The sequence below is a fragment of the Umezawaea tangerina genome (assembly GCF_003002815.1).
GTDB classification, from domain to species: domain Bacteria; phylum Actinomycetota; class Actinomycetes; order Mycobacteriales; family Pseudonocardiaceae; genus Umezawaea; species Umezawaea tangerina.
Genome location: NZ_PVTF01000014.1, coordinates 43991 through 57309, shown reverse-complemented (window position 1 = coordinate 57309; position 13319 = coordinate 43991). Strand labels below are relative to the sequence as shown.

Annotated in this window: 10 protein-coding genes and 1 tRNA gene; 3 read left to right on the top strand and 8 right to left on the bottom strand. The window is 62.7% G+C overall.

Translation table 11 applies throughout. The features are described 5' to 3' along the window. Positions 1-620: 620 nt before the first annotated feature. The 5 genes from CLV43_RS37210 to CLV43_RS37190 all read right to left on the bottom strand — a co-directional run bounded on the left by CLV43_RS37210 (position 621) and on the right by CLV43_RS37190 (position 7417). A complete protein-coding gene (locus CLV43_RS37210) occupies positions 621-3050 on the bottom strand; it encodes a hypothetical protein (protein ID WP_146175054.1) in 2430 nt (809 codons plus the stop codon). Positions 3051-3130: 80 nt separating this feature from the next. Next, on the bottom strand, positions 3131-3946 hold the full coding sequence (locus CLV43_RS37205) for a hypothetical protein (protein WP_106193556.1): 816 nt from the start codon (positions 3944-3946) through the stop codon (positions 3131-3133). A 320-nt stretch (positions 3947-4266) separates the two neighbouring features. Continuing rightward, complete coding sequence (locus CLV43_RS37200; RefSeq protein ID WP_146175053.1) at positions 4267-5043, bottom strand: hypothetical protein; 777 nt, start codon at positions 5041-5043, stop codon at positions 4267-4269. After that, on the bottom strand, positions 5040-6995 hold the full coding sequence (locus CLV43_RS47360) for a hypothetical protein (RefSeq protein WP_146175052.1): 1956 nt from the start codon (positions 6993-6995) through the stop codon (positions 5040-5042). Before CLV43_RS47360 ends, CLV43_RS37200 begins: the two co-directional genes overlap by 4 nt. Continuing rightward, positions 6992-7417 carry a hypothetical protein gene (locus tag CLV43_RS37190; protein WP_106193551.1) on the bottom strand — a complete coding sequence of 142 codons (426 nt, stop codon included), beginning with the start codon at positions 7415-7417 and terminating at the stop codon, positions 6992-6994. The genes CLV43_RS47360 and CLV43_RS37190 overlap by 4 nt, the downstream gene beginning before the upstream one ends. Positions 7418-8173: 756 nt before the next feature. On the opposite strand from CLV43_RS37190, the gene CLV43_RS37185 reads away from it, so the two are divergent. Then, entirely contained in the window at positions 8174-9379 is a 1206-nt protein-coding gene (locus CLV43_RS37185) for a tyrosine-type recombinase/integrase (RefSeq protein WP_170156185.1), read from the top strand. 219 nt (positions 9380-9598) lie between these two features. Here CLV43_RS37185 and CLV43_RS48135 read toward each other — a convergent pair. Further along, positions 9599-9687 (bottom strand) — tRNA-OTHER (locus tag CLV43_RS48135). Between the two features lie 176 nt (positions 9688-9863). Then, positions 9864-10304: a hypothetical protein gene (locus CLV43_RS47355; RefSeq protein WP_146175051.1), complete on the bottom strand. Its 441-nt coding sequence runs from the start codon at positions 10302-10304 to the stop codon at positions 9864-9866. Between the two features lie 508 nt (positions 10305-10812). Here CLV43_RS47355 and CLV43_RS37180 point away from each other — a divergent pair. Together CLV43_RS37180 and CLV43_RS37175 are read left to right on the top strand one after the other, a co-directional pair. Further along, on the top strand, positions 10813-11115 hold the full coding sequence (locus CLV43_RS37180) for a transposase (RefSeq protein WP_170156183.1): 303 nt from the start codon (positions 10813-10815) through the stop codon (positions 11113-11115). Continuing rightward, positions 11112-12002 carry an IS3 family transposase gene (locus CLV43_RS37175; RefSeq protein ID WP_170156182.1) on the top strand — a complete coding sequence of 297 codons (891 nt, stop codon included), beginning with the start codon at positions 11112-11114 and terminating at the stop codon, positions 12000-12002. The genes CLV43_RS37180 and CLV43_RS37175 overlap by 4 nt, the downstream gene beginning before the upstream one ends. 446 nt (positions 12003-12448) lie before the next feature. Here the strand turns inward: CLV43_RS37175 and CLV43_RS47350 are convergent, their stop codons facing one another. Further along, complete coding sequence (locus tag CLV43_RS47350; RefSeq protein ID WP_146175050.1) at positions 12449-13138, bottom strand: hypothetical protein; 690 nt, start codon at positions 13136-13138, stop codon at positions 12449-12451. Positions 13139-13319: the final 181 nt, after the last annotated feature.

Genomic DNA, 13319 nt, shown 5'->3' with positions numbered 1-13319 from the left:
CCACGCCGTGCGCCAGATTTGCTCCAGATTGGGAGCCGCAGTCCACGGTGGACGCACAAACAAAATCACCCGCTGACCAGATAAGTCCAGGTCAGCGGGTGATTTGTATTCCATATTACGTTGTGGAGCTGAGGGGACTCGAACCCCTGACCCTCACACTGCCAGTTTGGTCCACAAAGGACTTCTACCTGCGAAAACCCGATTGCCCCAGGAAACCCAGAGCCGTTGACCGCCGTTCAGCGCCGTTGCGAGCCGTTCGGCGACGTTCAGCTCCCTGCCGTGCTCCAGTTTCGCTCCATCACGTTCAGCGTGAGAGACGCCCGAGGCCGCACGAAACGCCTGCGACCCAAGGGTTACAGAGCTGCGGCACCAACGTGGACACTTCACCTCATCAGGCTACTCCCGCGGCCATCAAGGCGCTACCACGTCAAGCACACTTTCTGTCCTCCAAGGCAGACTGTGCTCACGGCGATCTACGAGCCGCGAGCTGATCGTTCTGCCCGACCCGGCGTGCACGTCCGCACACGCCGATGAGCGGTCGCGCCTTTCACGTCTGGTTCACGCCGGGTGGATGTGCCCCCATATGGACCAGCGACGCTTCTAGCATTCTCGGCTCCGAACTACTTCCGGCGCTTCTTCTTCCCCCGCGAGCGGCGTGTGGTGCGCCGCGCAGACGGTGAACCTGGTGGCGAGGTGTCAGCCACGGGCCTCAAACCATGCTCGTCAACGAGTGCATCGAGTTCGGCGTCCTCTCCAGCCGGACGGTTGTTGTAGATGGCGAGCTCGAGGTTGCCAGCGTCGTTGAACAGCAGGCCGTAGGACCGGTCCGACTTCATCAGGTGGCGCTTGACGTACATGTACGCTTGAAGGCGCTTTCGGGATGGCTCCAGAGGGATTCCACGTGGGCGGGAGCCGATGAACACGGTGGGATGGCCCCAGGCTCCCGCCAGGGAAAACATGCCGTCGTGTGGTCGGCCGTCTTTACGGGCGCGGCGGATGCACTTGTCGATGGTGCTGAGCAGACGTCGCTGGCCGTCGCCGGATAGGGCAAGGATGTCAGCGCCGAAGCGAACCATGCGATCGCTGTGAGCGTCGATCACGTCGATGAGTTCGAGGATGCGCGGCAGGGCGCGATAGGTCGGTTTCAAGGGGCGACCGTCGTCGGCGGAGTCCTGAGTTTGTTCGCGGCCCATCCAGGCGTTGAGGGGGCGGCACTGTTCGCCGACCCTCGTGGGGATGGCGCTGCGAGCCCGCTCTTTTCGATCTCGGCTGGTGACCCGGCCGCTTGTGGGGTGTTCGGCGCGGACTTTGTCAGGGTCGGGTTCGACGTAGAGGTCGGCGTTCATGAAGAGCATGAAGAGGTCTAGTTCGTCGGCCGCCTTGTAGTAGGTGGCGACGTCGGAGTCAGTGCGGCGGCGTAGGTACAGGAGGAACTCGGAGGGGCGGTCGCAGACCTGCGCGATGGTTTCGAGGTCGTGCAGGGACGTGACCCAGGGTGTGCGTTCGACGGGAAGCAGTCCGGTTTCGCGATGGTCGCCAAGGCTGGTGCCGAGGGGACCGATGTCGTCGAGGAGTGCGACGACGGACCGTACTTCGCGAATATCGGACAAGTCGAGCCAGGTACCGTCCTCGAGCCAAAGGCCAGCGTTGGTCTCGATGAGTGCTTGGAGGCGGGCGGCTTGCTTGCAGCCGTCGCCGATGGTGGCCTTGAGGTCGCTCCAGAGTCGCTTGACGTCGCCCCGGCGTGCGGCCAGCGCCATGGACTTGCCTTTTACCTCGACGCAGATCGCGACATCGCCGACGATGAACAGGCCGTCTCCTTCGACCTGCTTTCCAACAGTCTTCAGGCTTACGCAGTCGCGGCTGAGGAGGGTGTGGGTTTCGTTGTCGTTGGGTGCGTAGTACGTGAACCCAGCGAACCTTGGCGGGGTCCGCAGCAACTTCTCGAGTGAGGAGGTTGCGAGTCGTTCGCTGACGACCTGACGGACCTTCTTGTCGTAGTTGTGGAACTGCTTCGTCCCGGCCAGAGCGGTCTCCACGATCCGCCGGAGCGAGTCCAGTCCCACGCCGGTCGTGGTTTCCACGTAGTTGCCAGCACCATCTGAAACCAGAGGCGTGATCAGAAACGGGTTGCTACTCGTGAGGAGGTCGTAAACCCGGCGGGCGGGCAGGATGCTGTCGTCGAACGTCTGCGAGTAGGACTCCAGGACTGCTCGGACCACTTCCACGTCGGCGCCGGAATCAGCGGCGATGTCCTCGGCGGTGATGACGGCTCGGTCGGCTGGCAGGAACATGAACGAGACCATGGCCGCCACGAACTCTCGCATCGCCTCGTCGGGGACCTGGTCTGGCGGTGTTCCGTGGTGCTGCATCACGATCGCGCCGGTGTCGTCACGCAGCCTGGTCATCCGGTCGCCACCGAGCTGGCGCATGGAGTTGCGAACCGCGATTACGTCGGGGTAGGTGTAGCCGAGGTGCTCGGCCATGAGCGGGGCAACGATGGCGTTGTCGAACAGCTGGCTCTCGTGGGCCTCGCGGATCGTGTCATGCTGAAGGTTTCGAATGTGGAGAACCGCACCCTGATACTCCGCCGCCAGCGGCGCGAGCGGGTCGTCGCTGATTCGCGCCTCGAACTGCTGCCGGTAGATGGACAGCCGCCCGAGGCGTTGGGCGCGGCTGTGGAGCTCGCTGATGGCTTCGTGCGGACGGGTGTCCATCCTTGGCGTGTCAGTGGGCTTGCGGGAACCGCGGCCGAGCAGCATCGCGACGACGATCTCAACGTTGAGCGCCGACCCATCCCATTCGAGATTCGGGTCCGGGACCGACGGGAACTCCCGCAGCCGCATTAGCTCGATGACGTCGAACGCGTCGGCATCCTCGATGAGTTTGAGCATCTCATCGACCTCAGCGACCACCTCACCGTGAAGCACCCCACGAGCGTCGGCGGCGCTCCCGCAATCACGGAACAGGCCGATCTCGGTCAACGGGTCACCCAGATGTGCAGGATCGAGATTGCCCAGAAACCGGGCAACGGGATTGCGCCGTGCCATCCCTCACCCTCCTATCGCCAAGTTGACCCTACGAGCCGATCCCTGCCAGTTCTCTCTATGCCATGGTGGGGAACCACCGGTCAGGACACGATGCGTAGCAGAGCCGCGGTCATGGCGATCAGCACCTCGACCTCTGCCCGGCTGTAGTCGTAGTCTTTGGTGCCCGCGTCGCCGTGCATGGCCCCGCTGGCTTGGTCTTCCAGCGCCGAGCGAATCAGTGCCCATCGCTCGTCGGCGGTGCAGTCGACTTTGTTCTTCTTCCCCGGCCAGTTCCAGCTGCTCGTTGCCTTGATGGCTTCGAGTGCCTTCCGTACCTGGAGCATGGCGCTATCGATCTCGTTGCCACAGAGCAGTCGCTGTGCCTCACGCAGAAACTCGGCGATGCCCCTGACTGGCTCGTCGTCCGCGGGGAAGGGGATCATCATCTCGACGCCGAGGGTGCGGCCGAGGCCAGCAAGTTGCTGGCGCCACCGGCTTTCGGCGATGCTGATGTGTTCGGTGGCCACGGGACCGCCGGGGAAGCCAGACGCTTGCGGTAGGAACCCGCGCACGTGCAATTCCAGGCGCAGATCGCCAGCCCGGCTCTGTTCGAGGGCCAACAGCTGAGCGTTTGTGATGAGGTATTGGAGAGGCTGCCGACGCGTCTCGCCGTTGGGAGTGAAGGGGATCGACACGTTGGCCGAGCCAAGAGGAACGCTGGGGCCAGCGCTCTGTAGGGCGTAGAGGGTCGTTTCCAGGGACAGCAACCTGCCAGCCTCCACGCCGACTTCCGGGATACCCACCTCCAGTTGAAGCTGGAGATTGTGTGCACCCATCCCCTTCGAGATCCATACGCTGTCCGGGGCGACATTAACGACGTAGGTCCCGAGCCCTGGGTCGAACTTCAGTTGGTCCACGGCGGCACTTCCCTTTCTCCTGCTTCTGCAGAGAGCTGATTGTGTCACCCAAGATCCGTGGGCGTGACTGGTTTTCGGCGCAGTTGACACGAACGTGGCCAGTGCCCTGCGGGTCATGAACGCGCCGTATGTGGTGAAGGCCGACGGCGTTCTGGATGGACACGCGGCGCTGAGTGTCTGCACCGCATCTGCCTCAACGCCCACATGCCGACGTCACAGACCAGCGTGCCCCAAGAGTGGGTCACCGACACGTCCACGGTCCATGCGCTGTGCGCTGCCCGCCGAACTCGGTGTACATGCTGTGCGTGAGTCACAGCTGCTCATGCCATGTGCCACTGGGTTGGCAGATCGCCGCCTGAGTCGCCGCTGCGCATCTGGTCCCCGAGTTCCCCCTGGCCGAACATTTCTAAAAATGCGGGCAACCTGTCAAGCAAAACCTGTCGCTCAGTGGTATCAAGTCTGCTAAGCAGCAAGGAAACGGTGTGCGAGAGCGGATCGTGCGTCGATGGACCGGCCTCGGTCAGGGCTCCGGATTTTACGACGAGGTCACACGCCTCCTTGAGGACCTTGAGCGCGTCAAGGTTCGGCTCGGCTCGTCCGCTAGCCAGGAACCACGCGTGAGCCAGACCGGGTTCGGACAGTAGGGCACGCACGTTCTCGGCCTGCGTCCGCACTCGGTACGCCCGCAAGTGCTCGTGACGTTGAGCGGCCAGGTGTTCTTCGGCTTGGGCCACGTCCGCATGCGACGCCTGCAGGCTGATGTCGCGGATCCATGTGCTCATCGCGGGCAAGCCTGGGACCGCAGCAGGCTTGAACAGTCCGAGAAGCACTTCGTCAGCAGCTTGCTCACAGTCCAGCACGGTGCACCGGCTCGTGATCCGGGCGGCAAGCCGTCGAATATGCGCGCGAGCACGGACTTCGGCGCGTGCCGCTGGTCCACCAATGCCAGGATCCGCATCCTCTCTCCAAGAAACGGCGATCTGGGCTTGGAATCGTAGACCTGGCAACTGGCTGGGCAGCACCGTGGTAAAGACCGATTCACTCGCTGACGGCGGGACGTGATCCATGGCGCTGACTTTGCGGCGAAACCAGCTCACCCAACACGTCCGCTCAGCGCTCCGGCGTCGGCGGCTACGTCGGCCATCAATCCATTGATCAGTTGTGCACAAGCGTCGGCTCCTGCACCGCCGGAATCCTGCGTCGCCTTGATCGCGAGACCGATGACCGAACTCCCGCCCAACACCGATGATCCTGCCGCTCGCAGGATCGCCATGACTCGGTCGCCTGGTAAGGCTCCGGTACCAGCGGCGTCGAACCAGCTGCGCAGCGCTGCCACCTGATCTGCGGCATTCTCCCTGCTGCTAAAGATGATTCGCCAGCCGACGACCAGCGCTCGCTCGACCTCTCCGGCTGGATCGCGCACGGGATCAAGCAGCACGGCAAGCTGAGGTAACGTCGTCGTTGTTGCCGTAATGGTCATGGTGAACGCTGCGAGCGCTACCTCGACGTCCCAAGCAAGCACCGTGTTGAGCACCGCGCAGTTGATGTCTTCGTTGCTCACGAACAGCGCTCGGAGGGCATCGCCAGCCCGTTGCTTGGACTCCTCGCCACCCTTGATGAACAACCACCTCAGGCGCACGAGTGCCCGCTCGGGGTATCTGCGGCCGAACCGCCCGCCACAGACCTGTGCCACAACGGCGTGCTGTGCGGTGTTGGTCGTTTTCGCCCAGTCCAGGAGCAACTTGCGAGCAGGCCGCTCAACCTTTCCCTCAAAAGCCGCGTCTTCCAACAACCTGGCGATGAGGTCGCGGCGGCCGGTGTTCTCGTTCACCCATGCGGATAATGAGCTCAGCACCGCACCGCCGTCGTCGTGCTCGGCAAGCGAAAGAAGCGCTTGTGACACCTCATGTGAGAACGATGCCGCCACGCCACCGCGGGCACCGATACTCGTCAGCCAGTCCAGCATGACGTCACGCAACTCGACGTACTCCTGCCAGATGTGCGCCAGTACCACCGATGCGACCCCTGGCATCCCGGCGTTGATCGACACGGTGCCGTCGTGCTGCCTTGCTTGGATGGTGGTCAGGCACGAGGTCAGGTCCCGTTTCACCAGCGCCTGACCAAGATCGATGGTGATCTTTAGACGATTTAGCAGATCGCGTGCCGCTTCGATGATGACCCGCTTGGGTGCGCCATCGAGAGCGGCCACGGTCCACAACAAGGCCCTCTCCCATTGCTCGCCGGTATCGTCGAAGCGTTGACGCACGTACTCCCGCCATTCCAACACTTCACGCAGCCGTGCCTCAAGGTTCTCCCCTTCAGCGATCGCCAGAGCATGCGCCAGTTCGGCAGCTAGACCAGGTTTCGCCTGCGACGACAACACATTTGAGATATCGTTGCGGTCAAGGGATGGCAGCCGATCGGGTCGCCTATGGAGTGCGTTAACGTGTTTTATAGCAAGTGCGCGTGCGTCTGGGCGGCCGAGGGGTGCGGTGATTCCCTTCAGTTCTGGGTCGCGCGTCACGTCGCCCCATTGATCGCGTGTCACCAGGACAACCAAACATGATCCAGAGTTCACAAGTTGAGATCCCAGGCGCACAAGCCCGCTACGGAAACCCGTCCTCAACTCTTCGTCCTCCGCCGTCAGGTCGAGCAGATAACCTACGCGGGGCTCGCGGGGAATTCGAGAAGTGTTGGGAATCGCCCAGTCCACAGTGAGGGTCTGCAAGCTGCCAACGTACTCACCATCGTTGGCTTTGTACTCGCCGAGCAGTCTGACCGCTGCCGTGCTCGCTCCGTCACCCTGTTCCGCTACAAGCACCGCGACACCATGGATTCCCAGCGCCTCGCGGGCTGACTGCATGCCAGGTGGGTCGACGAAGGCCTGCATGGCAACGGTCAAGTCGTTGGGAGCTATCGGCTCCGGGTGCAACATGTCAAGGCCGTAGATGGTCTGGGGCCCGGCAGATTGGAAGACCTGCCCACCGCTGTCGGCCCACGCGTGAAGCGTCGTTCCGGCCGACCTGACCTCGGTATCGTCTGGCGTCACGAGTTCCGCCCAGCCTGGTTGATCGTCTGCGCTCCCCCGGACTGGAAAACCTGTCCATGGTTAGTGGCAACCGCGTTCTGACTGCCGACCGTGTAGGTATTCGACGCTTGAGGATGCTCCGAAAGGAACGAACGAAGCTCCTCCAAGGCATCCGGGTTTCGGGTTAGGAACCCTTCCAGTCGCGAGGAGATCCTTCGCACCGAAGCTCGTCGGAGCACCTCGATGTCGGCGTCGTCCGCCTCGGCGAGTTGCTCTTCGCTCATGTCGATCACGGCCAGCTCGGCGTCCCCCTCACCGCTGGACTTCGAGAAGAACCTCCCCAGCCATGCCCTTGCCTCTTTCCAGCCCTCGGTAACCATCGTGCTCACCATGGTTTGCGCCGCATATGCGCTCAGCGCGGTGGCGTCGAGTGGGATGTCCATAACTTCCAGCCAAGCATGACTCTCAATCGATACGGCAGGAAAACCGACACACCTCACCGAAACGGCCCAACGGCCCATTCTACCCAGATGCGCCGACGAGAATTGAGCGCTCTAATGGACGAAGAAATTCACCGAAATGGACTGTATCCGGCTCGACTGTCACCAACTGTAGCCACGGTCAGCCCTGTGGCGGATCACCCACGTTGTCCAGGAACTGCAACACTTCCGGACGACCGCAGTGCCTCGCCGACGAGTACGCGCTATGGATCACCATCCAGAACACCAAACCCCCAGCTCAGCGACATCCTCGATACGACCCCAGGACTGCGAAACGCGGAAGACGTGTTCAGCTTCGACACCGACGTGGGCGTTCCTGACGGCGAGGCGGCGATCCAGGAGGACTGAATGAACCATATGATGGACGGACTCCTGCCCCTCAACAGCAGCAACGATCATCGTCGTACGACTTGGACATCATGGAGGCATTCGGCTAGGGCATCTACGACCCTGCCGACCCTCGCCACCTCGTCCGCTGATTCGGCCGAGACGACCTGCATAAACGGTGCGAGTCGGAGCTAGCGTTCGTCAGGTTGCCCAAATGACTAGCAGGACGCACGCACTGCCGAAGTTCTCAAGTGGGCGTTCGAGTTGATGTTTCCATGCACCCCAAGGACCTGTGCTGTCTACATCCAGACTTGCGATCAAGCAGGTGACGGCGGACAACGGACGACATCACCACTTCCTCTGGAGGTCGTCATGGCTTGGACGGAACAGATCGGCATGCAGTCCTGGCGAGTCCGCTACCGCACCGGCGACGGGCATATCGTCTCGATCTCCGGCTTCACCACCCAGCGCGCAGCAGACAACCACGCCGCCGACATCGAGACCGATCAACGCCGCAACACCTGGCTGGACCCCACCCGCGGACGCACCACCGTGGCTGAATGGGCCGAGACCTGGTTCGCCGCGCTCGACCTCGACCCACGAACGATCGACAACTACCGCAGCGTCCTGCGCTGCCACATCCTGCTCCGCTGGGCTACCACGCCACTCAACGCCATCACGACACTCGGCGTGAACAAATGGATCAGCGACCTGCGCCAGCTCGGCTACGCCAACACCACCGTAGCCACCATCGTCAAAGTCCTGTCGATGATCCTCACCGACGCCGTCGACGAAGGTCTCATCCCCACCAACCCCATCCGCCGCTACCGCCGCCGAGGACGACGCAGCCACCGCATCGAACGCGAACGCGTCTGGGCAACACCAACCGAGGTGCTTCGCATCGCCGAACAGGCCGCCGCACTCGGCGGCGACACCGCCAGCCTGCTGATCATCACCGCCGCCTGGACCGGCTGCCGCTGGGGTGAACTCACCGGCCTGCACCGCGACAACGTCGACCTCGACCGCGGCGTCCTGATCATCAACGCCCGCACCGGGTCCCTGCACGAGAGCGCGCACACGCGCTGGCTCGGCTCGCCCAAGACCGCGTCATCGGCTCGGACGATCACGCTGCCGCCGTTCCTCGTCACCATGCTGCGCAAGCACCTCGAACGCCACGACAACGAGTTCGTGTTCACCGCCGAAGGCGGAACGTGGTTGTGGCGCAGTACTTTCATCCGTCGTGTCCTCAAACCCGCGGTCAACGGCAACGAAGAGCGTCCGCAGTCAGGCGTCCGCACGGTGCCGATCCGACCCGGACTGACCTTCCACGGACTACGGCACAGCCACAAGACCTGGCTCATCGCCGGAGGCGCACCCGAAATCGCCCAAGCAAGACGCCTTGGACACCACCTATCGAATCGCGTCACCGAGGTCTACTCCCACGTCGCACCCGAAGTCGAACTCCGACTCCTCAACGACCTTCAACGCCGCTGGCACGAAGCAGACCTCAACGTGAAAGCGCACCCGAGGGCTCCCGAGCCGTCACAGCGCCACGTCTCCGGACCACTTGCCGCGTAACGAATAGCCACTGACCCTCACACCGTTGGGGAGAGGGACACGACGATCACCCAGTCCAGCGACCAGCACGACGATCACGCTGGAGAATCCTGCTCCAGAACTGCTCCACAGGGTCACCACAACACGACCAACAGACGATCACCGAAGATCAGACCCAGAACAGCAAGAAACCCGCCTGACCAGCGGAAACCGCTCAATCAGACGGGCTCTTCGAAAGAATGGAGCTGAGGGGACTCGAACCCCTGACCCTCACACTGCCAGGCTCCACTTAGTACAGTGTGAGACTGGCCAGCGAGGACGCAACAGCCTGGGACACAAGCACTCCGTCGTACGGATGTCCTCAACGTGCATCTGGTAGGTATCTCCACATCAGACTCCTCTAAAGATGGTGTCTGCTCAGAGGTCTAACGATGGGAGCGAGCCCTGACCGGCCACAGGATGTGACCAGGCAGCCGCGGGTCGACACAGCTCCGCCTCATACACGTCATCGTTCCAGGCTAGCGAGATTGTTGAGTTCGTCGATGATCGCAGTGAGCGCTCCCGGTTGTACCTGTGCAAGCGCAGCAAGCACTCCACGCCAGCGATCGCCCAGTATGAAGATCATGGCAACCGCACGTGCCGCTACCCGTGAGTCAGGAGCTTTCGTGATCTCTGTTAGGGCATAGCTGTGTTGGTATGGGCCGATGAGGGAGTCTGCAAGCGTCTGAGCGCGGTCAAACTCGCCATGCCGAGCCAACGCGCACGCGATGGAAGCCAGCGCCCAGCTCCGGTCATCGGAAGGAGTGATCGACTGGGCAACCGCCTCTGCGCGCTCGAGCTCACCGAAATCCGCAAGTGCTTGTGCCATCGACATGCGCAAGCGGCTCTGTCCACGAGCGCCAGCGATCGTGGAGGTAATGGCCTCAACCTCGTTGATCAGGTTCAAGGCGCGGTCCACAGCACCAATCTTCCCAGCCGTAGCTGCCAACGAAGCCAAGCTGACACCCTGTATGCGCAGGTGATCTCCCGACCGAGCTGACTCAGCCGCTCGATCGATCAACGCAACAGATCGGTCGAATTCACCAGCCCCAGCGACTCTCTCAGCAATCGAAGCCAAGGCATGGCACCGCTCATAGGAATCGACTATGGAATCTGCCACGGCTTCAGCACGGTCGTGATCACCGGACCACGCCAGTGCCCTGACCACTGATGCCAATGCGTTGGCAAGCTCGGTTTGGTTGGTGATGGAGCGCGAGCTGGTGTGGGCCTGATCGAGTAGCGACTGGGCTCTGGCCGCATGACCAATCGTTGTGTCCGCCTCTGACAGGGCCGCCAACGCGTGTGTTCGGAAGGTGGGATACCGAATGGAACTTGCCAGTGGGCTTGACCCGTTTTGACGGACATCTGAGATCAGGGGACGCGTGTCCCCGGAGGGATGTCCCATCATGGAGCCCATGGGCAAGAAGAAGCGGCGGCCTCGGCGGTCGTTCACCCCAGAGTTCAAGACCGAGATCGTCGAGCTGTGCTCGCGGGGTGACAGGTCGGTGGGGCAGGTCGCGAAGGACTTCGACCTGACCGAGACCGCGGTGCGGCAGTGGGTAGTGCAGACCGAACGCGACGCCGGTACCCGAGCCGACGGGCTGACCACCGACGAGCGCGAGGAGCTCGCGAGGCTGCGGCGGGAGAATCGCCGCCTGACCGACGATGTGGAGATCCTCAAGCGCGCCACGGCTTTCTTCGCCAAGGAGATCCGGTGAACGTCTACCCGTTCATCGAGGCGGAGCAAGCGGGCGGCGGCAACGTCCATCGGGCGTGCACGCTGCTGAAGGTCTCCCGGTCCGCCTACTATGCACACCGCACCGCCACGCCCACCGACCACGCACGACAGGATGCAGACCTGGCCGCGCGGATCGTCGCAATTCACGACGAATCCAAGGGCACCTATGGCGCACCCAGGGTGCACGCCGTGCTGCGAGCGCAGGGGCATCGGCATTCCCGCAAACGCGTCGCGCGGCTCCTACGGCAGCAGGGACGTGCGGGACGCGCACCGAAGCGGTGGCGCACCACCACCGTCCCCGATCCCGCCGCGACCGTCCCGACGGATCTGATCCGACGCGATTTCGTCTGCGCCGCAACGGATATCGACAGACGGTGGTGTGGGGACATCACCTACATCCACACCTGGGAGGGATGGCTCTACCTGGCCACGGTGATCGACATCGCCTCACGACGCGTGATCGGCTGGGCCACCGCTGATCACCTGCGGACCGACCTCGTCGCCCAGGCTCTCGACAACGCCGTGCGCCAACGGCGTCCCGAACCCGGAGTGATCTTCCACGCCGACAGGGGCTGTCAATACACATCCGCCCAGCTCGCCACCCTCGCCGACGACCTGGGCGTGCGGTTGTCGGTCGGCCGTAAGGGCCAATGCTGGGACAACGCCGTCGCCGAGTCGTTCTTCGCCACCATCAAGACCGAACTGCTCGACCGGCAGCCCTGGCCCACCAGGACCAGGGCACACAAAGCGATCTTCGAATACATCGAGGGCTGGTATAACACCCGCCGCCTGCACTCCAGCCTCAGTTACCTCAGCCCCGCCGCCTATGAAGCCACCCGACACCACCTGGTGGACCGGGTAGCCTGACCACACTTATCGACCCTGTCCATTAAAACGGGTCAATCCCAGAGGTGACCAGGAAGCTGCTGTCTATCCCGTCAGTGGTATTGCACAGCGAGACGGTCAAGCTTGCCGAGCTGCTCGTGCTGCGGCACGAGAACGCAATACTGCGACGGCAGTTGATGGGGCTGATTCGCTATGAACCCGCTGAGCTGTTCTGGTTGCTGCCCTGTCCGAGTTGGTGGATCGTCGCCATTAGCCGAAGATCTTCCCGGTCAAGCCTGGCACCTTGCTCGCCTGAACCGCAGGTTCATCGCCCGCAAGTGGGACTACTCCGCCCATCGACGCACCGGGCGTCCACCGACATGAGCAGCGATCAAGACGCTCGTACTGCGGCTCGCCAGAGAGAACTCATGGTGGGACACGGCCGACCCTGTCCTCCCCAGGTTGTCGATGGCGACGGCGGTGGTTGTCTATTGTCCGCCGCGTTCGGAGAGCCTGTTAAGCAACCCGGCGGTGGCCGCAACCAGGGCAAGGACATCCTTACGGCTCCATACAAAGTGCTCGGTGGTGCCCGGATCGTCGTGTGCTGCTCCGCTGAGAAGAGAGAAGAGGTCTTCGGCAAGGAAGGCCCAGCGCTCGCGCTGGTCACGGTCACGTGGCGGTTTCGGGCGAGCCTGCCTCGCGATGTCGAGGGTACCGTCGGCGGCACGAATTGCCTCGATGACCTTGCGGGTTTCGCCGAGTGCCTCCTCCAGGTGATTGTCTCGGACGAGCTCGCGCGCCTTTCGCAGGCGTCGAACAGCGGTCGCGTGATCTTTATCTTTGGTTAGTGGCACGAGGATCTCAAGGTACGAGCCAGCGTCGACGCGCTCAAGTTCTTGCGCCCATTCGCCACTGAGCAGATCGAAACCGAACTCTCCCGTTCCCCCGACCAATTGCGCCGGGTCGCCGTCCACGCAGGTCACGCTGACCTGGAGGGTGACCCAGATGTGCTCGGCTCCTTCACGCAATGCCTCGGCCGCACGGAGTTGCTCGTCGCTGACAAAGCCTGTCAAGGTGACTTCTGTGGCAACCAGGGTGGGATTGACCAAGTTTTTCGCCACCAGGTGCGTGAGGAGTCGTCGCTCTTGGCTGGCGGCTTTGCCGATGAGCATCGCCACGGATACCTGGTAAGGCGGAGCATCTTTGCGCTCAGACGTACGTCTGGCTGTGATGCTCAGATTTATCTGCGCCCCGCCGACTGCTGGCCATAGCCGAAGGACGCGCCGAGCTGGCTCGAACGCCAGTGCGTCGTTGGGTGCGGTATTGATCTGAAGCATCATCGGTGACAACCGTTCATTT